The 18,155-nt window shown below is 68.2% G+C and carries 20 protein-coding genes; 11 read left to right on the top strand and 9 right to left on the bottom strand.

The genetic code is table 11. The features are described 5' to 3' along the window. Positions 1 to 14: 14 nt before the first annotated feature. Positions 15 to 797, top strand: a complete 783-nt coding sequence (locus tag C2L58_RS14560) for an SDR family oxidoreductase (RefSeq protein ID WP_103338116.1) — start codon at positions 15 to 17, stop codon at positions 795 to 797. Here C2L58_RS14560 and C2L58_RS14555 read toward each other — a convergent pair. Both C2L58_RS14555 and C2L58_RS14550 read right to left on the bottom strand, forming a co-directional pair. Beyond that, the gene (locus C2L58_RS14555) at positions 790 to 1,362 is read right to left on the bottom strand and encodes a hypothetical protein (RefSeq protein WP_103338115.1); all 573 of its coding nucleotides are present in this window, start codon (positions 1,360 to 1,362) and stop codon (positions 790 to 792) included. The genes C2L58_RS14560 and C2L58_RS14555 overlap by 8 nt on opposite strands. After that, the gene (locus C2L58_RS14550) at positions 1,359 to 1,727 is read right to left on the bottom strand and encodes a hypothetical protein (protein WP_233225722.1); all 369 of its coding nucleotides are present in this window, start codon (positions 1,725 to 1,727) and stop codon (positions 1,359 to 1,361) included. Before C2L58_RS14550 ends, C2L58_RS14555 begins: the two co-directional genes overlap by 4 nt. Before the next feature lie 310 nt (positions 1,728 to 2,037). Here C2L58_RS14550 and C2L58_RS14545 point away from each other — a divergent pair, with 310 nt between their 5' ends. Continuing rightward, entirely contained in the window at positions 2,038 to 2,958 is a 921-nt protein-coding gene (locus tag C2L58_RS14545; RefSeq protein ID WP_103338113.1) for a TauD/TfdA dioxygenase family protein, read from the top strand. 16 nt (positions 2,959 to 2,974) lie between these two features. Continuing rightward, a complete protein-coding gene (locus C2L58_RS14540; RefSeq protein ID WP_199191271.1) occupies positions 2,975 to 3,421 on the top strand; it encodes a limonene-1,2-epoxide hydrolase family protein in 447 nt (148 codons plus the stop codon). Between the two features lie 291 nt (positions 3,422 to 3,712). On the opposite strand, the gene C2L58_RS14535 is transcribed toward C2L58_RS14540, so the two are convergent. After that, positions 3,713 to 4,651 (bottom strand): CapA family protein, encoded by a 939-nt coding sequence (locus C2L58_RS14535; protein WP_103338111.1) that lies wholly within the window; start codon positions 4,649 to 4,651, stop codon positions 3,713 to 3,715. Positions 4,652 to 4,777: 126 nt separating this feature from the next. Between C2L58_RS14535 and C2L58_RS14530 the strand changes: the two genes are divergently transcribed. From C2L58_RS14530 to C2L58_RS14510, 5 genes are all read left to right on the top strand, one after another. Then, positions 4,778 to 7,243 carry an endonuclease/exonuclease/phosphatase family protein gene (locus C2L58_RS14530; protein WP_103338110.1) on the top strand — a complete coding sequence of 822 codons (2,466 nt, stop codon included), beginning with the start codon at positions 4,778 to 4,780 and terminating at the stop codon, positions 7,241 to 7,243. Between the two features lie 138 nt (positions 7,244 to 7,381). After that, positions 7,382 to 7,936: a hypothetical protein gene (locus tag C2L58_RS14525; protein WP_103338109.1), complete on the top strand. Its 555-nt coding sequence runs from the start codon at positions 7,382 to 7,384 to the stop codon at positions 7,934 to 7,936. After that, positions 7,933 to 9,114 carry a putative T7SS-secreted protein gene (locus tag C2L58_RS14520; RefSeq protein ID WP_103338108.1) on the top strand — a complete coding sequence of 394 codons (1,182 nt, stop codon included), beginning with the start codon at positions 7,933 to 7,935 and terminating at the stop codon, positions 9,112 to 9,114. Before C2L58_RS14525 ends, C2L58_RS14520 begins: the two co-directional genes overlap by 4 nt. Further along, complete coding sequence (locus C2L58_RS14515) at positions 9,114 to 9,701, top strand: hypothetical protein (protein WP_233225721.1); 588 nt, start codon at positions 9,114 to 9,116, stop codon at positions 9,699 to 9,701. Before C2L58_RS14520 ends, C2L58_RS14515 begins: the two co-directional genes overlap by 1 nt. Further along, a complete protein-coding gene (locus C2L58_RS14510) occupies positions 9,698 to 10,060 on the top strand; it encodes a YbaB/EbfC family nucleoid-associated protein (RefSeq protein ID WP_103338106.1) in 363 nt (120 codons plus the stop codon). Before C2L58_RS14515 ends, C2L58_RS14510 begins: the two co-directional genes overlap by 4 nt. On the opposite strand, the gene C2L58_RS14505 is transcribed toward C2L58_RS14510, so the two are convergent. Genes C2L58_RS14505 through C2L58_RS14490 form a run of 4 tightly spaced genes read right to left on the bottom strand, consistent with a single transcriptional unit; the run spans position 10,057 to position 13,729 of the window. Then, complete coding sequence (locus C2L58_RS14505; protein WP_103338105.1) at positions 10,057 to 10,458, bottom strand: hypothetical protein; 402 nt, start codon at positions 10,456 to 10,458, stop codon at positions 10,057 to 10,059. The two genes, C2L58_RS14510 and C2L58_RS14505, sit on opposite strands and share 4 nt — an antisense overlap. Further along, on the bottom strand, positions 10,455 to 13,184 hold the full coding sequence (locus tag C2L58_RS14500) for an FtsK/SpoIIIE domain-containing protein (protein ID WP_103338104.1): 2,730 nt from the start codon (positions 13,182 to 13,184) through the stop codon (positions 10,455 to 10,457). The genes C2L58_RS14505 and C2L58_RS14500 overlap by 4 nt, the downstream gene beginning before the upstream one ends. A 34-nt stretch (positions 13,185 to 13,218) precedes the next feature. Continuing rightward, entirely contained in the window at positions 13,219 to 13,464 is a 246-nt protein-coding gene (locus C2L58_RS14495; protein WP_003056173.1) for a hypothetical protein, read from the bottom strand. A gap of 4 nt (positions 13,465 to 13,468) precedes the next feature. Further along, positions 13,469 to 13,729, bottom strand: coding sequence for a hypothetical protein (locus C2L58_RS14490; protein ID WP_103338103.1), 261 nt, complete (start codon positions 13,727 to 13,729; stop codon positions 13,469 to 13,471). Between the two features lie 1,050 nt (positions 13,730 to 14,779). Between C2L58_RS14490 and C2L58_RS14485 the strand changes: the two genes are divergently transcribed. Together C2L58_RS14485 and C2L58_RS14480 are read left to right on the top strand one after the other, a co-directional pair. Beyond that, entirely contained in the window at positions 14,780 to 15,904 is a 1,125-nt protein-coding gene (locus C2L58_RS14485; protein WP_233225720.1) for a helix-turn-helix domain-containing protein, read from the top strand. Beyond that, positions 15,904 to 16,467 (top strand): hypothetical protein, encoded by a 564-nt coding sequence (locus C2L58_RS14480; protein ID WP_103338102.1) that lies wholly within the window; start codon positions 15,904 to 15,906, stop codon positions 16,465 to 16,467. The genes C2L58_RS14485 and C2L58_RS14480 overlap by 1 nt, the downstream gene beginning before the upstream one ends. A gap of 53 nt (positions 16,468 to 16,520) precedes the next feature. On the opposite strand, the gene C2L58_RS14475 is transcribed toward C2L58_RS14480, so the two are convergent. Together C2L58_RS14475 and C2L58_RS14470 are read right to left on the bottom strand one after the other, a co-directional pair. Further along, entirely contained in the window at positions 16,521 to 17,474 is a 954-nt protein-coding gene (locus C2L58_RS14475) for an NAD(P)-dependent oxidoreductase (protein ID WP_233225719.1), read from the bottom strand. Beyond that, complete coding sequence (locus C2L58_RS14470; RefSeq protein ID WP_103338101.1) at positions 17,471 to 17,725, bottom strand: hypothetical protein; 255 nt, start codon at positions 17,723 to 17,725, stop codon at positions 17,471 to 17,473. The genes C2L58_RS14475 and C2L58_RS14470 overlap by 4 nt, the downstream gene beginning before the upstream one ends. A 248-nt stretch (positions 17,726 to 17,973) precedes the next feature. Between C2L58_RS14470 and C2L58_RS50400 the strand changes: the two genes are divergently transcribed. Then, the coding region (locus C2L58_RS50400; RefSeq protein ID WP_233225718.1) for a hypothetical protein at positions 17,974 to 18,155 on the top strand (182 nt) is incomplete at its 3' end.

The following is an 18,155-nucleotide window of genomic DNA, read 5'->3' as shown; positions in this document are numbered from 1 at the left end:
ACCAGGAGCGCACCATGACTGTTCTCGTCACCGGGGCCACCGGCCACACCGGACGCCACGTCGTCGCCGGACTGCGGGCCGCGGGCGTGGACACCCGAGTCCTCGTCCGGGATCCCGCGAAGGCGCCGGACGGCGTCGACGTCGTGCAGGGCGACATCACCGATCTCGCCGAAGCCGCCGCCGGGGTCGACGCCGGCTACCTGCTCTGGCCCTTCTTCTCCGCCGACGGCATCGAGAAAGCCGTGGAACCCCTCAGGGGAAAGAAAATCGTCTACCTCTCCGCCATGTCCGCCGAAGACGGGGGCGTGTGGGGCGACGTCGAAGCCGCCGTCGAGAAGGTCACCGATGACTGGACCTTCCTCCGCGTCACCGGGCTGGCCACCAACGCGCTCGCCTGGGCGCAGCAGATCGGAACCGGTGCCGTCCGGGCGGCTTACGGGCAGGCGAAACGGTCGGTCGTCCACGAACGCGACGTCGCCGACATGGCCGTCAAGGCGCTCACCGAGGATCACGCGAAGCAGATTTACCTGGTCACCGGCCCGGAATCCGTCGCGCAGGCCGACCAGGTCCGGCTCATCGGCGAGGCGCTCGGAAAGCCTGTCACGTGGGAAGAACAGCCGCCGGAAGAGGCGATAGCGCAGCTGAGTGGTTACCTGGGTGCGGAATTCGCGGCGAGTGCGGTGCACCACTGGGCGTCACTCGTCGACGACCCGGAACCCGTCTCGCTGGACGTCGCCCGCGTCACCGGGCATCCCGCGCGGCCCTTCGCGGAGTGGGCGCGCGAGCACTTCAGCTGAGTTCGACGGCCGGGGTCGTCAACGGCTCCAGTTCGGCCGCCAGCGCGGTCAGCGCCGCGATCTTGTCCTGCACGGCCCGGACCACCGCCGCGCACGTGGCGCCGACCTCGCTCACCACCTCGGCCGACCGGTCGCCGGCCAGCACCGCCGACACCGAGGCCGCCGCGGTGGAAGCGAGCGCGCACACCTCTTCGGACGCGGTCACCGCCAGCTCGTCCAGCCGGTCGGCGATGCGGACGCCCAAGGCCGCCGTCGACGCGGCCGCGCGCGCCGCCGCCGCGTACTGACCGTCCACTGTGTCCGCCCACGTGCCGAAAGTCTCGGTGCTGCCGCCGGTTTCGGCGTGCTCGACGCCGGCGCGGAACTCCGCCTGCGCCGAGGTCACCCCGAGCGCGCCGGTGTCGATCGCCGAGGCGGACGTGCGGATCGACGCCGGGGCGCAGTCGAGGTGCCGCAGCGCCGCCACCGGGTCCGCGACGCCGAGCCGGCCGGCCGCCGCGCGCAACGCGGACAGCTGCGAAGCCGCCGACGCCAGTGCCGGGTGTTCGAAGACCTCGGTGGTCACGGTGCCACCGCTAACCGCCCCCGGAACCCGGTGCTCCGCGTGCTCACCGCCGCCATGCGCAGCCGGCCCGCCAGGTCCGACGTCGCATCGCCGAGGACGCGCGCGTCCGCCTCGCGCGCCGCCAGCGCCGTCGCCCAGCGCGCGGCCAGCTCACGGGCCTGCGGCGAAATGCCGAACGGCGTCGAATCGACGCGGGCTTCGGCGAACCTCCCCGCTGCCTTGTCGTCGGCGGCCGCGGCCTGGTCGAGCAGGTCGGCGGCGGCACGCAGCCGGTCCGGCTTCTGCGGGGGGTTCCGGGAGAAACCCTTCGCCCCGGGGCGGAGCCCCGGGTTGTCACCGATCCGCGAGCCTCTGCCTTCCGGCATGGGGACCTCCGTCATCAAGAGCGCTCACCCGATCGGGGAAGATCTTGCCTCATGACTCCCGAGCCGCCTGCATCGCGGTGACCTGCGGCGTTGTACAGCGTTCCACCAAGTGGACGTCTTGACCGCACGTCGGGAAGAAAGCGACCATGAACGCATGTCCGCCACCTGGGAAACCACGCTGATCCGGGCTTGCGTGCGGTCGATCGGGGAGGGCGTCGTGGAGCTCCTGCTGCGCCGCGGCCGCCTGGGTTCGCCGCCCGCCTGACGCGAACCCGGCGTCCGAATTCCCGAAAACCCTTGGAGCACAACCATGTCCGTAGATCTTCCTGCCCGGATTCAGCTGCGCGGGGCCGTCGCGCCCGCGGATGGCATCGTCGAAGGCCCCCGGATCCTCCGGGAACCGCAGCGGAGGCCGTACGAGCTGTTCACCCTCCGCCCGCTCGGCCGGGTGCTCGGTGCCGAGGTCGACGGCGTCGACCTCGGCGCGCCCGTGGGCGCTGACCTGCGCGAAGAGCTCAACCACGCCCTGCTCGAGTGGAAGGTGCTCTTCTTCCGCGACCAGCGGATCACTTCGGCGCAGCAGCGCGCGTTCGCCGCGAACTGGGGCGAGCTGGAGACCAACCCGTTCATCCCGCAGGGTGACGACGACGCCGTCACGCGCTTCGAGCGCACCGCGGCCATGCCCGGGTACGAGAACATCTGGCACACCGACGTCACCTGGCGGCCGGCCCCGGCGCTCGGCTCGGTGCTGCGGCTGATCGAGGTGCCGCCGGTCGGCGGCGACACGATGTGGGCCGACATGGCCGCGGCCTACGACAACCTGCCCGAAGACGTCCGCGCCCGCATCGACGGGCTCACCGCGGTGCACGACTACCTCCCCGGCTTCGACCGGTTCTCCGATCCCGCGCTGCTGGCGCGGTGGCAGGACCGCTTCCCGCCGGTGGAACACCCGGTGGTCCGGACGCACCCGGAGACCGGGCGGCGCACCCTGTTCGTCAACCAGGCGTTCACGACGCACATCACCGGCCTGGACCGGGCCGAGAGCGACCGGCTGCTGCGGTACCTGTTCCTGCAGGCTCACACGCCCGAATTCCAGGTCCGGTTCAGCTGGCGGCCGAACTCGGTCGCGTTCTGGGACAACCGCGCGACCCAGCACTACGCGGTCAACGACTACCACCCGCACGTCCGGATCGCGGAGCGCGTCGCCATCGCGGGCGACCGGCCGTTCTGAGCCTTAGCCTGGGGGCATGACCGATGAACCCCAAGCAGTGGTGACCGGTTTCCTGAAGGCCCTCGAAGACCTCGACGTCGACCGGGCGCTGACGTTCGCGGCGAGCGACATCGTGTACCAGAACGTGCCGTTGCCGCCCGCCCGCGGCGTCGCGGCGGTCGAAAAGCAGCTCAGGCTGCTGGCCCGGTTCGGCTCCGGGTTCGAGGCGCGCACGCACCACATCGCCGCGGACGGCAACGTCGTGCTCACCGAACGCACGGACGTCCTGCGCCGCGGCGCGTGGGAGGCGGAGTTCTGGGTGTGCGGCACGTTCGAGGTCGAGGCGGGCCGGATCGTGCTCTGGCGCGACTACTTCGACTGGACGACGGTGCTGGCCGCGAGCGCGAAGGGCGCCGGGCGGGTCGCGCTGGCCGGCGCGCGCACGCTCCTCGACCGGTACAAGGGAAGGCAGGCGGTGCGCTAGACCCGGTGTTCGCCGCGGTCGTGGTCCCGAAGGTCCACGACCGCGGCTATCCCCAGCACCAGCACGAACACGCAACTGAGAACAATCAGCCCCCACATGATCGTTCTCCCTCCCCCCGTGTCGTGCCGATCGTGAGCTGTCGGGGAGTGGTCTGTGCCACTTTTCCGGCGGCTCACGCAGACCGTACCGCCGCTCAACTCAGGTTGTTCCGACCCTTGACCTTCATTTAAGGCAGATGCGCCGGATGGGTGACAAGCCCGTGTCCCGTTGTCACACACTGCGCGCGATCCGTTACGCACCAACAGGTACCGAGGCGATTCCGCTCTGGACGGTCACCGTCGTGGAGCGCAGCGCCGAGACCTCGGCGACGTACCGCAGCACCTTGTCCGCTTCGTCCCCGGCGAGCGGCTCGCACTCGTTGTCCGCGTTCCGCCGCACCGGGATGAGCTCGAGCCGCGGCTCGTCGCCGAACATGCACCCGGCCAGCAGCCCGTCCGGCCAGCCGGAGACGAGGCTCCCGAGGCTGTAGAGGATGGGACGGCGGCGGTACACCTCGACCGCCTGGATGGTGTGCGGCCCGTGCCCGGCGACCAGGTCGGCGCCCGCGTCGAGCGCCGCGCGCCCGTACGCGACCTGGTACTCGGCCAGGTCGGGGCCCGGGAGGCCCCAATGCATCGAGACGACGACGTGGTCATGGGCGGCCTTCGCCTTCCGCACGTCGGCGACGAGCCGTTCCAGGTGTTCGGGGACCGGTGCCGTGCGGACGACCGGCGGGCGGCCCGGGATCTCCGCCACGCGGGGATCGGGCTGGTAAGCCGTGGTCGCAAACGCTTGCGCGACCCCCGGCGCGCTGGGCTGGGCGGCTTGGCCGGGTGCGCGGAGTGCGGTGTACGCGAGGAAAGCGACCTTTTCGCCGGCTCGTTCGAGCACCGCGGGTGCGTGGGCGCTGTCGAGGTTCGCGCCCGCGCCGCAATGGGCGATTCCGGCCTGGTCGAGCACGCCGAGGCTCGCCAGCGCGGCGGCCGGCGGGTGCGGGGCGTCGTTGGCGACCGAGACGACGTCGATGCCGGTCGACTTCAGCGCTTCGGCGGCCGCCGCGTCGACCGGTCCTTCGAGGTTCACGAACCGGAGGTCGGCCCCTTCGAGCAGCGGGTTCAGCCGGCCGAGTGCGGCCGCGGGGGTGGTGCCGGCGGGGCTGGTGACGTCCCCGCCGAGGACGAGCGTGATCACGAAACCTGCTCTGCCGAATGAGTGACGACGAAAGTAGTTGTTACGAATCGTTGCACCGTTGTCTTCCTCCTCCTCACTTGTTCGGGGGACTATGCCACGACTGTTCAAGCACAAAGGGGACTCAGGGTGACCAAGACCCACAGATCCAAGGCTGCCTTCACGGTGGCCGTCGCGTCGGGCCTGGTGCTCGGCGGCGTGGCCGCGCCGGCCGCGCTCGCCGCACCGAGCGCCGACGCGGTCATCGCCGAGGTCTACGGCGGTGGTGGCAACTCCGGCGCGACGCTCACCAGCGACTTCGTCGAGCTCGCCAACCGAGGCGCGGCCGCCGCGAGCCTGGCCGGCTTCAGCGTCCAGTACCTGCCCGGTTCGGCGAGCCCGTCGAGCACCTGGCAGGTGACGCCGCTGGCCGGCAGCGTCGCACCGGGTGGGCGTTACCTCGTGGCCGAGGGCAAGGGCGCCGGCGGCACCGTCGAGCTGCCCACGCCGGACGCGACCGGCGCGATCGCCATGTCGGCCACCGCCGGCACGATCGCCCTCGTCTCCGGCACCACGGCGCTGACCTGCAAGACCGCGGCCGACTGCGCCGCCGACGCGCGCATCAAGGACCTCGCCGGGTTCGGCACGGCGACCGTGCGCGAGGGCAACCCGGCCGCGGCGCCGTCGAACACGACGTCCGTCGCGCGCGGCACGGCGCTCGCCGACACCGACGACAACGCCGCCGACTTCACCGTCGGCGCGCCGACCCCGACCAACACCGCGGGCGAGTCGACCGGCGGGGACCCCGGCCCGGCGCCGACCCCGGCGAAGATCCACGACATCCAGGGCACCACGCGGATTTCGCCCTTCAAGGACAAGAAGGTCTCCGGCGTCACCGGCGTCGTCACCGCGACCCGGACGTTCGGCTCGTCGCGGGGCTTCTGGGTCACCGACCCCCAGCCCGACACCGATCCGCGCACCAGCGAGGGCCTGTTCGTCTTCACCGGTTCGACGAGCCCGGCCGTCGCGGTCGGCGACGCGGTGACCGCGACCGGCACCGTCCGCGAGTTCTACCCGGACGCGCCCGCGACGTCGAACTACCAGTCGCTGACCGAGCTGAGCAGTGCTCTGTGGACGGTCGACTCGCACGGGAACGCCCTCCCGGCGCCGACCGTGCTGAACCCGGACACCGTGCCGGCGACCTACGCGCCGGCGCCCGGCGGCAACATCGAGCCGCTCACCCTGGAGCCGGTGAAGTACGCGCTGGACTTCTGGGAAGCGCACGAGAGCGAGATCGTTTCGATCAGCGACGCCCGGGTCGTCGGCCCGTCGAACTCGTTCAACGAGCTGTACGTGACGTCGAAGCCGGACCAGCACAAGTCGGTCCGCGGCGGCAGCGTGTACCTGGGGTACGACCAGCTCAACAGCGGGGTCATGAAGGTTTCGTCGCTGATCCCGTTCGCCGAGCGGCCGTTCCCGAAGCTCAACGTCGGTGACGTGCTGACCGGCACCACGTCCGGGCCGGTCGAGTACAGCAACTTCGGTGGCTACACGCTGTTCGCCAGCGTGCTGGGGACCGAAAAGGACAATGGGCTGCCGGGCGAGACCACGCGCAAGCAGCGGACCGGCGAGCTCGCCGTCGCGACGTACAACGTCGAGAACCTGGCGCCGGGCGACCCGCAGGCGAAGTACGACCGCCTCGGCGAGGCGATCGTGACCCACCTCGCGACGCCCGACATCGTGAACCTGGAAGAGATCCAGGACAACACGGGGGCGACCGACGACGGCACCGTCGCGGCCGACCAGACGCTGCAGAAGTTCACCGACGCGATCGTGGCCAAGGGTGGCCCGCGCTACCAGTGGCGCGAGATCGACCCGGTGAACGACCAGGACGGTGGCCAGCCGGGCGGCAACATCCGCGTGGCGTTCCTGTTCAACCCGGCGCGTGTATCCTTTGTGGACCGCACCGGTGGGACGTCGACGACGGCGGTAGGCGTGGTGCGCGAGCACGGCAAGGCGCACCTGACGGCGTCGCCGGGCCGCGTCGACCCCGCGAACGAGGCGTGGACGACCAGCCGCAAGCCCCTGGCGGGCGAGTTCGTCTTCAAGGGCCGCACGGTGTTCGTCATCGCCAACCACTTCAACTCCAAGGGTGGCGACCAGCCGACGCACGGCCGGTTCCAGCCGCCGGCGCGCAGTTCCGAGGTGCAGCGCGCGAAGCAGGCCACGGTGCTGCGCGGGTTCGTCGATTCGTTGCTGGCGGCCGATCGCAGCGCGAACATCGTCGTGGCGGGTGACCTGAACGACTACCCGTTCTCGCCGGCGGTCCAGACGCTCACCGCGGGTGGCGTGCTGAAGGACCTGATCGCGTCGGTGCCCGAAGCCGAGCGGTACAGCTACGTGTTCGAGGGCCAGTCCCAGGTGCTGGACCACATCCTGGCGTCGAAGGCGCCGCGCGGGGTGGACTACGACGTCGTCCACATCAACGCGGAGTTCGCCGACCAGGCCAGCGACCACGACCCGCAGGTGATCCGGTTCCGGCCGGGCGCGGGGAACCCGCTCGAGGACGCGCTCTACGACTTCCTCGACTGGCTGGAGCAGGCCTTCGGCAAGTAGTTCCCGTACGGCAAGGCCACCCCCGGGCGCATCGCCCGGGGGTGGCCTTGTTCGTGGTTGACACATTTGGGTGACGAGGAAACCGCGGAGCGTTGACGGCCGTCCTACCGTGGACTGGGACCACAAGGGGAGGGTGGCGTGGACGGGCACGGGCATGGGTATGCGGTCAAGGTCGACGAGCTGGGCAAGCTCATCGACGACCTCGGCACGGCGGCGGACCGGATGGCCGAGGCCGACAAGAAACTCGGCGGCGGTGGGGCATTCGGCTCGCTGGGGACGGCGGAGCTGGGCCAGGCCGGGGTCGAGTTCGAGGAGGCCTGGGCCTTCGGCATCGACCGGCTGGGCGAGGCGGCTTCGGGGGTGACGGAGCGGCTGAAGACGGCGAAGCAGAAGTACGAGCAGATCGAGGCCCAGTTCGGGGGCGAGCTGGGAAAGTTCGGCTCGGCGGTGCTGGGTGACCTCCCGGACAGCGGCCAACCGGGCGGTGTGCGGGGGCACTACCCGGTGGTCGGGCAGCCGGGCGGAGGGCCGGTGGGTGGCGGCGGCGGGGACGGGCCGGTGGGTGGTGGGTACACCGGCGGGGTGCCAGGTATCGATCGGCCGGCCGAGGAGACCGAATCCGAGGACGACCGGCCCGTCGGCGGCGGGACGACCGGCGGCATCACCGATCTCCTGAACGGCCTCGACCGATGAGCGCCCGCGACTTCCCGGCCCTGGGCTTCGACCCGGCGCCCGGCGACCTCGACGGCATCACCGACCTGGCCGGCAAGTACCGCGCCGTGGGCGGCGATCTGACCGAGGCCGACGTTTCGCTCCGCCGGATCGTCCGGCAGCAGGGCATCTGGCAGGGCGAGGCGAGCGAAGCCTTCGCCCGCCGCCTCGGTCCGCTGCCGGACTACCTCGACGATGCGGCCAAGTCGATGACCCAGGCCGCCGACGCGCTCGAAGGCTGGGCGCACAACCTCGGTGACCTGCAGAAACGCGCGGCCGAGCTGGAAGCGCGCGCGGAAGCGGCGGCTCGGGTGGCCGAGCAGGCGCGGGCGAACCCGGACCTCGCGCTGGCCAACCGGACGTTCCCGGACCAGCAGTCCCTGCAGATCGCCCAGCGGCTGCTGGACAACGCGGGCCACCAGCTCCAGACGGCCATCGACGGCTGCCAGAACGTCCAAGACGCGGCGAAGCAGCTCCAGCAGGAGCACACGGACGCCGCCGCCCGGGTTGCCGAGCAGCTGCGGCAGGCCAAGGAGCTGGCCCCGGACGAGCCGGACGTCCTCGACAAGCTCGCCGACGCCGTCGGCGGGGCACTTGTCGACTTGTCGGCCACTCTCGCCGACGGGGTCGACGAGGCGGTGAACTTCCTCCAGGACCACGCCGAGGTGGTCTCCAAGGTCTCCGATGTGGTCGGTGACCTGGGGAATGTCCTGGGCGTGGTAGGTGACTTCCTGCCGGATCCGGCGGGGACGGTCGTCGGCGCGGTGGCCGGCGAGCTGGGGCTCGCCGCGTTGGCCGGGCACGGGGTGGCCGCACTGGCGGGGGCCGATGTGGCGCCCGAGACCCTGGTCTTCGATGCCGCAGGCGTCGCGACCACGCTGATCGGCCTCGCCCCGGGTGTTCCGGACTGGGTGGTCAAGGGGACGACCTACGGCCTCCTCCGCGAGCAGGAGATCGGTGAAGTCCTCGGGGGCGACAAGTTCGAAAGCCCGCTGGACGACTTCAAGAACTACTGGGTACCGAAGAGTCCCGAGCAAATGGCCGCCGCTGGGGTTTCCTGGGCCGGGGTGGCGTTCTGGAACGCGGCCGATGCCGGAGAACAGGCCGACAACGCGCCGGCGCGTCGACGTCAGCGGGCGGAAGACGAGGTGTGGAACTGATGCCTCTCGAAATCGACCTGCCGCCCGGGTTCGCCGGCCTGCCGGTGGGCGACGACGACCAGCTCAACCGCGGGCACGCCCGGATGGTCGCCGAAAACGTCGCGTCCGGGACCAGCGTCGAACAGTTCGGCAGCTACCTGATGGCCCTGGTGCCGGCCATGCAGGCCAACGGCGTCCGCGTGTTCGGCAAGTTCGCCGTCGGCCCGCGGAAGGGTGACGTGGCCACCCTGACGCTCGGCGTGGCGCGCTGGCCGGAGACCGCGCCCGGCAGCCGGGACGCCCTCGTCGCCGCGATGGCCGAGGAGTACCGCGGCCGGCACAAGCGTGCGGTGGTGCAGCCGGTGCGGCTGCCGATCGGGCCGGCCGTCGTCGCCATCAGCGGTGGCGAATTCCACCTGCCCGAACGGGACGTCCGGACGCAGATCAAGGCGGAGTACCAGATCCCGCTGCCGGACGGCCGGTCCGTGGTGATCCTTTCGGTCATCGCGGAGTCCGAAGACGCCTGGCCGGCGGTCGCCGAAGCGACGGCGAAGGTGGCCTGGAGCCTCCGCAGCGGCAAGGAAGCAGACTGGCAGGGGAGACCATGAACAACGCGCAGCTGATCGAGGAACTGCGCTGGCAGCTCAGGCAGATCGAAGACCGCAAGGCCGAGAACCAGCGCCTCCTGGCCGGGATCGCCGGCAGCGACCACACGACCGTCGTCTCGCCGGATCGGAGTGTCACCGTGCTCGCCGGGCCCGGTGGGGTCGTCAGCGAGGTGCGGCTCGCGCCCGAGGCCATGCGGTTCGACGCGGGCACGCTCAGCCGGACCATCACCGCGGCCCTCCGGGAAGCCGTTGCCGCCGGTAAAGGAGCGGCACCGGCGCAGCGCCAAGCGCCGCCCCCGCCCCCGCGCAGGCCGGCTCCGGCCGACGACGATCCCTACGACACCGTGTTCGACGTCTAGGCCGGCGGCGGCTGCTCCCGCTTCGCGGCCGCCCGCTTGGCCCGCCACCCCAGGGCCAGCACCGCCTGGACCAGCTCCTGGTAGCTCGGCTTGACCTCCTCGAGGTACCGCTCCAGGTAGGCCGCGCGGGCCGTGGGGACCGGGCGCGGGTTGTCGCCCGGGTCGAGCCACGGCAGGCCCTGGATGTTGTGCAGCGCCATCTTCCACCAGCGCGTCGCGCGCTCGGCCGCCCTCGTTTCGCGCTCGACGGCCACTTCGATCGCCGCCTCGGCGGCCTCGATCTCCGCGTCCAGCGCCTTGGCCCGCGCCAGTTCCCACTCGCGCAGGTTCTCCGCCGAGCCCCGGGAGAGGGCGATGATTTCCTTGTACCGCATGGCCGCGGTGGCGTCGTCGGTCATCGGTCGTTCTCCGGACGCTGGAACGGGATGATCACTTCGGGTGCGCCGTGGGTGGTGCGGTCGAAGAACAACGCGCGGCCGGGCCGCGGCGACCAGTGCACGACCTGGCCCGCCGCGAACGGCGACAGCTCGTTGCCCTGGACGTCGAGCGCCGCCCACGTGCCGATGTCGTCGGTGCCGCCGAAGCCCAGCGTGTCCTTGAGCCGGGCGATGCTGCGCCACCAGCCGATCGTGTGGATGCCGTGGCCCGGCCCCTGCTTGAGCACCACCCGCAGGTGATCGAGGCCGCTCTTCAGCTGGCCGACCGCTTTGGCTTCCAGCGAAGGCAAAGCCGCGTCGACGCCGTACAGCAGCAGCACCTTCGCGCCGCCGGACATCGAGCCGGTCATCGACTCGAGGACGCCGGTCAGGTCGTCCACCAGCGACGCCGCATGGCCGTCCTCGCGCAGCCGCTCGGTCAGCTCCAGCGCGGCCGGCGCGCACGCCTCGATCGGGCAGCTCAGCAGGAACTCGACTTCACCCGGTTCGTACTGCCGGGACAGCGACCGCGCCGACGAGTCCATGATGGACAGTGCTTCGGCCGTCGCCGAGCCGAGCACCGCGACGTTGCGGCCCGGCGCGCGCGGCAGGTCGACGCCGCACGCCGTCTCGGTCACGTCGATCGACTGGCCGAGCAGGGCCCGCGGTTTCGAGTTCGGCTTGAGGTCCAGGTACGCCGGGAACCGTTCCAGGACCGGCTGGTGCGCGCCGTCGAACAGGCGCGGCCGCGGGAAGTGGCCCGCGTACTGCTCCCACAGCCGGTGCTGCAGCCGGACGAACACGTTCTTGCTGCTCGCGTCCGGGATGTGGGCCAGCTGGTTGCCGTGCGCGACGCCGGAGTCGTGGTTGATCACCGCGTGCCACTTCGGCGCCGACACGGCCGCGTTGTTCGTCTCGGCCAGCACGCGCCGCGCCTTCGGCATCGCGATCCGCAGCGTGCACTGCTCGAACACCGCCGGCTTGCCCCAGAACGCTTCGATGCCGGCGACGTCCTGGCTGGCCAGCACCAGGTGGATGCCCTGCGACCGGCCGCGCCGCGCGATGTCCTCCAGCAGCTGCGTCGCCGTCGCGGTCACCTGGTCGCGGCCCGCGAACAGGTACTGGAACTCGTCGATCACCGCGACGATCCGCGGCCAGTGCCCGCTCGGATCGGCTTCGCGGAGGTCGGCGAGGTTCGTGACTTCGTGTTCCTTCGCGGCCGCGGACCGGCGGCGCAGCTCGTCGGCCAGGAACCGCAGCAGCGCCAGGCCGAACTCGCGGTCGGTGTTGACGTTGACGCCGACGAGCCGCGCGTGCGGCAGCCAGCTCGCGTCCTTCCGGCCCGGCGCCAGGCCGGCGAACGAGACGCCTTCCTTGAAGTCCAGCAGGTACAGCGCCAGCTCTTCCGGCGTGTACCGCGCCGAGAGGCTGCCGAGCAGCGCGTACAGGAAGTTCGTCTTGCCCGAACCGGACGGGCCGCCGATCAGGATGTGCGGGCTCGGGTCGCCGATCACGACCTCGACCGGCTCGCCTTCGAAGAACCCGACCGGGGCCCGCAGTTCGCGCGCCGAGCTCTCTTGGCCCAGCTCCGTCGGCAGGAGGTCGTCGAACGACCGCGGGCCGCCCTGCTTGGCGATCAGCGCCTTGGAAATCGTGTCGATGGCCCGGATGACCTGCGCGGACGGCATCGGGGGATCGAGGTCCACGACGAGGTCGGTGCCGGACATGCTGCTGATCGCGCGCCGGTCGTCGAGCAGGCTCAGCGTCTCGACCGGCGCGCTCACCGCGGTCGGTACGTCCACCATGATCAGGCAGATCCCGGCGGCCAGCGCCCCGCTCGCGACGCGCTTGAGGTCGCGGGCGCGTTCGGGTTCGAGGGTCTCGCCGTTGCCGTAGAGCACGACGATGCGGTACGGCTCGCCCCGCTGCTCGTTGTGCGCCCGCGTTTCCCGCAGCGACGTGAACCCGGCGGACATGCAGCTGGCGTGGATGCGCCGGATGTGGCCGGCCAGCTCGTCGAGGAGGTCCTCCAGCCGGCCGGGGTCGTACAGCGAGAGCGCGCTCGTGTGGCTGAGCGGATAAAGGTCGGGCAGGATCGCGGTCAGCTGCCCGATGTCCCACAGGTGCACGCGCACCGCGCCGGGCTCGAACGTCGAGAGCACGCGGACCAGCAGGTTCTGCACGATGCCGTCGATCGCGGACCGCGTCTTCGGAGCCGACGTGATCGCCACGTGCGACTCGTCGAGCAACGGGACGGCGACGTCGAACGTGCGGGTCGGGTCGCCACCGGCCGCGGTGGTGGTGCCGACGTGCCACAGCCCGGGCGAGGTCAGGCCGGGGTTGTGCCCGACCGTGCCGAGCCAGTCGCCCGCCGGCAGCCCGGCCGGGCCGGGTGCGTTCTGCGCGACCAGCTCCCGCAGCGTGGCGGGACCTTGGCTCCAGTCGGTGTAGAAAGCGCTTCGCACGCTGCCGAGCGCAGCGAACACTTCGTGCGCGGCGGGGTGGCGCGACCACTCGTTCTGCTGCTCGGCACTGGCGTGGTTCATGCCGACCTTGACGATGTCCTGCTCCAGCCGGAGCTTGGACAGGTCGGCTTCCGCGGCTTGGCGCGCACCGGCCGCCGCGCCCAGCACCAGTCCGATCTGATGGCGGACCCGGTCGAGTGCGGTTTCGACGCGGTTGCGTTGCTCGGCTGACTTTTTGGCCATCGGCGTCCCCAAGAAAAGGTGTCCCCTACAAGGATTACAGGCGCGACCGGTATCCGCTCACCAGATCTTCGGCGGCGTGCAGGCGGACGAGGAGCTGGTCCAGCCCCTCGCCGGCCTGTGCGTACTGCGAAGGAAGCCAGGGATCGGCCTTGGCCTGGGCATCCACGAGAGCTTGCCGGGCTTCCCCGAGCAGGCTTGTGGCCCGTTCGGAGTGGGCGCGCGCGTCGGCGAGCCCGGTCACGGCAGCGGTGAGCAGCTGGTGGAGTTCGGCGAGCGTCATCCGGCTAGAGACGCGCCGAGTAGGAGTCGGCGGAGGAAATGCTTGCTTGGACGGTGCTCTGCAAGCCGTTGATGCTTTGCAGGGCCTCCGCCAGGAGTCCGTGCGCCTGGCTCACTTCGGGCTGGCTGCTCCCTTGCGTCGCCTGTGCGAGCGACTGCTGGGCTTCTTCGAGAGACTGCGCTGCCTGCTGCAGGGCGGCGATGCTCGCGGACGCCTTCTCGTTGGCGAGCGCGATGCCAGCGCGGATCTCTTCGACTCCGGCCATCGGGCCTCTACTCCTCGAATTCTGGTGGGTCGTACGGGGACGGATTCCATTGAAACAGATCCAGCGACTCAGCGTGATCATCAGACTTTGCCGAGTGACCGCGGGCCCGCAATCAGCAAGGCCCCGGACGTGGGAACGTCCGGGGCCGGGCCTATCACGGTCTGTGCGGGGGTCGTCCCGCCACCAGTGCCGCCGACTGAAGTCGCTGGCCAGCGCTACCCCAGGTCAGCGCGGTTTTCGTGCCACTGCTGGCCTTTCTCGACAGGGGCGGGCGAGGTGCTGGTGAGACTAGCGCGACCGGAGTAACGACCTGCGGTCAGCCCTGTTCGTAACTCCTCGTACAGGCCCAGAATTCCGCAGCACCGAAGGCATTTCACGATCGGCTGGGCCAAATGCACCCGGCAATCGTGTCCGGGACATACCGACGGTGGGTCGCGCGCGGTCGTGCCGGGCGGAAGGGGGCAGAGACGACAAACGCCGGGCCGCCCGTGAGAGCTGCCCGGCGTCTGCCTGGTTACTGCGGCGGAGGATACAGGATTCGAACCTGCGAGGGCGTGAACCCAACACGCTTTCCAAGTCTGCACACGGCCGTACGCGGCGGTCCGGCTAGCCGTGAGCCGCAGGTCAGAGCGTTGAGCGTCCCTCGGTGGACGCCGGTGGATTGGGCTGAATGAGACTGGAACTGAGACTAGCGCTGGCTGAGACGGACCGGTGAACAGCGGCAGGTGTGGCGTCAGATGGAGCTCGTATCCGCTCGCAGGCTGTGAAGTCCTAGTGTGTCGCGGCCTCGTAGAGCAAGACTTAAGTTGGGCCATTCGAGTGGTATTCACCACATCGAGACGGTTGGCAGCGTAACAGCGTGATGCCCCGCAGCGACCGCTCTCTGTACAAGTCGTGTCGACATCTGGCTTCCACCTGCACTGTGGGCGCAGGGTAGTCGACCGGACGCTCTACGTGCAAGGGCGCAAAGGGCGGGAAGTATACACCTGAACAGGGGTCACTGAGTGAGATGACTAGCCGCGCTGGTGGCGGCTGTTCTAAAATCGCACAGTGACGGTCGACGGGGTGACCATGGGCAAGAAGATTGCCGAAGCCAGGCAGCGCGCTGGCATGACCCAAGACGAGCTGGCTTCCGCTGTCTCGTTAGACCGGTCTGCGTTGGCGAAGGTCGAGGGTGGAGTTCGACGTGTCTCCGCCCTCGAGTTGGCGCGCATCGCTGATGAGCTAGGTGAGCGTATCGAGTGGTTCATCATGGAGACTCCGCCGGCAGTTGTGTCTCATCGCAACGTGCAAGGGCATGCCGAGGCGACGTCGGCTATCGATCGCCTGATCGAGCGGCTAGCGTGGAACGTCGAGTTCGTGGCAAAGCATGGCAAGGATCTACCTGGGATTCGTGTAGAGGCCATGCGTCGGCCTGCTTCTAGGCAAGCGGCTGATCAGATGGCTGCAGATGTTCGACGGAAGCTGGGTCTGGACGACGAAGAGCCTTTCTATCGAATCTCCGAGGCGGTTGCGGAACTGGGGCTTTACGCTTTCTGTTTCGATCTTGGTTCTGACGCGGCTGACGCGGCATCCTTGCTTTTGGCTCAAGGTGGGGTTGCGCTCGTGAATGGTCGACTGCAAGTCGGCCGAAGACGTATAGCACTTGCTCACGAACTCGGACACTTCATGATTGCCGACGAGTACTCTGTGGACTGGCGTATTCTGAGTGGAAACGAGAGTGCGCTTGAAGCACGGCTAGATGAGTTCGCTCGCGCGTTGCTGCTCCCCGAGAAGGGAATCGTCAACTATTGGCGCTCTGTGATCGAAGCGGTTGTCGAGGATGACGATGCTCTCCGAATTGCCGCAGTGAAGTCAGCCAGTAAGTTTAGGGTTGATATGTCCACGCTGAGCAAGCGGCTTCGAGACCTGAGAGTAGTTAGCCATGAAGAGGCAGCACGAATTCGTGAATTCAGGACAAGCAGGGCTGATATCGTTGATTTCAATCTGATCCCGGAAGACGAACTTAGCGCCCCTCATCTGCCGCGTCTATATGAGGAAGGTGTTCTTAACCTCTTCAGGTCAGAGATAGTCACTGCCGCGCGGGCTACGGACCTCTTGTTCGACGCGTGGGCCGAGGAAGAATTGCCTGAATTGCCAACAGTTCCGGAAGGGGCCATCTGGGATCTGATTTGATGAAGTCTCAAAAGGCGGAATCCTCAGATGATTACCTTGTTTTCGACACGAGTCCCCTTGCGCACTTTGCTCAGCGTGACATTCTGGGTGTCCTGAAAATTGTTGCTGGCACGCGTAGGGTTCTTATTCCGGACATGGTGGCAGTCGAGTTAGGCGAGATGACGGTCAGGGATGAGAGAATAAAAGCGACTCTTAATGCTGACTGGATCGAACAACGTGAACTCCGTACCGTAGAGGAGGTCAGTAGCTTTGCGGAGTTTTCTTCACTTTTGGTGCGCGGCACTAGGAATCGTGGCGAAGCCGCCGTTCTTGCTCTTACGAAGAGCATAGGTGACGCGTGGGCGGTCATTGACGACGGCGCTGGGCGGCGAGCTGCGCACGACAATGACATAAATCTCAAGCCAACGCTGGCTTTGCTGTGTGAAGCCATTAATCAGAAGTTGCTCACTATTGGATTTGTGTCCGCCATGGTCGATGAGCTACTTCTCGGTAAGTATAGACTTCCGCTTGCCCCGGGTGGATTCGAGGCTTGGGCAAGGGAGAATGACATTATTCAAGTTTGACTTATGGAGTGGTCCGGCGTTGCAATATTGGCGTATAGCAATGTCTTGAAGTGTTAGTTTTCGCATGTTTTCGTACGTCGCGCCGCATTTGTTGGAGTTCTTCCCTCCAAAAAAGCTTTGACCTGCTCGACGGCCACACCGTAGCAGAGAGCGTTGGTCCCTGGTACCGTCCGCGCTGAGTGTGGACTGATTATCACGTTGGGATAGGACCAGATCGGGTGCCCTCTGGGGAGCGGTTCCGGTTCGGTGACATCTAATGCCGCGCGCAGGCGCCCGGACTGCAATTCGGCCTTTAGTGCGTCAGTGTTGACAATTTTTCCTCGGCCTGCATTGATTAGCAGTGCTCCGTCATTCATTGTCGTCAGGAAATTCTTATCGACCAGATCTCGAGTTTTGTCGTTGAGTGGAGCCGTGATTACGACGATGTGATGCCCTGCAAGGAGGGTTGGAATCTCGGATGCTGCGTGGACACCTTCCCGGCTCGTGCTGGCGACAAGTGTGGACTCAGTGCCGAACGCTGTGAACAGTCTAGCAACGGCTGAACCGATGCTGCCCGCTCCGACGATAAGAGCCCGCTTACCACGAAGAGTGTCAGCAGCGAACTTGCGGTGCGCCCACGTGTGCTCGTCCTGGAATCGCACCAGTGCCGGCCATTGGCGGTACTGGGTCAGTGCGGCAGACAGCACCCATTCGGAGACCGGTCCGGCGTGTGCCCCTCGCGCGCCGGCGAGGACGACGCCATCCGGGACCTCATTCGCCCACTCGTCCGTGCCGGCCGCCGTGATCTGGACCATCCGAAGGTTGGGCATCTGCGCCATCAATGCCATGGGGCGGTTGGTGCCCCGGTAGGGCGCCACGAAGATCTCAGCCTGACGCTGCCGCTCGTCCAGGTTTGTCGTCGTGGGGTCGTACGGGATGACTTCGACGGAGTCGAGCTGGCTGAACAGCTCTTGGCCGACCAGGTCGTCCGTCTCGGAGCTGACAAGGATGCGCGTTGTCGTGGTCACTGCTGCTCTGAATCCTCACTCAGTACGGTGCTGACCAGGTTCCTCGCCTGGTCCTGGAGAGGCTTGCTGGACGCCGAGTTGTCGATGACGACGTGAGGGACGGGCGGTCGTAGCTCGAGGTCGATCCCGGCGAGGTAGCTCTCCCAGTTCGCGAGTTTCGTGGCGTCGCGCGCGGCGCCACGGTGGCGTACGTAGGTGTGCATCGTCTCCGCGTCGCAGTAGACCCAGACGAACGAGAGCTTGGCTCCCATCCCCTGGCACGTCGCCTGAATGCGTTCGACCCACGCTCCTGTGGGCATCTCTGGAGGACGAAACTTACTAACGCCCGGCAAGTCGAAGCCCTGTCCACCCATTTGTTGGACAGGGCTTCGACTTGCGTGGGCCTTTAGGTATCCCGCCGCCGACGGAGAGTAACGCTTGCGTGCCCGAGTGTTGAGCTGCTGGCCAAACGGCTTCAGTCGTAACAGCTTACTTAGGTGGGATCAAAAAGTGACTCTAGATGTTTCCCAATCGTCTGGGCTACATCTGCCCAGCCAAGCGCGCGTCCTTCCGTAACCTGCTCGCCATCGCCGTGTGCAATTTTTTTCCTAGCAGCGACCATTGCGCCCAGTTGATGCGCCCCGGGTTCTGTGCAGGCTCTGATCCCAGGGAGGATGCAGAGCATGCCGGCACCGAAAAAGT

The organism is Amycolatopsis sp. CA-126428 (genome assembly GCF_002904335.1).
Taxonomy (GTDB): domain Bacteria; phylum Actinomycetota; class Actinomycetes; order Mycobacteriales; family Pseudonocardiaceae; genus Amycolatopsis.
Note: the sequence above shows the minus strand (reverse complement) of the source record. Positions and strands in the feature narration are given on the sequence as shown.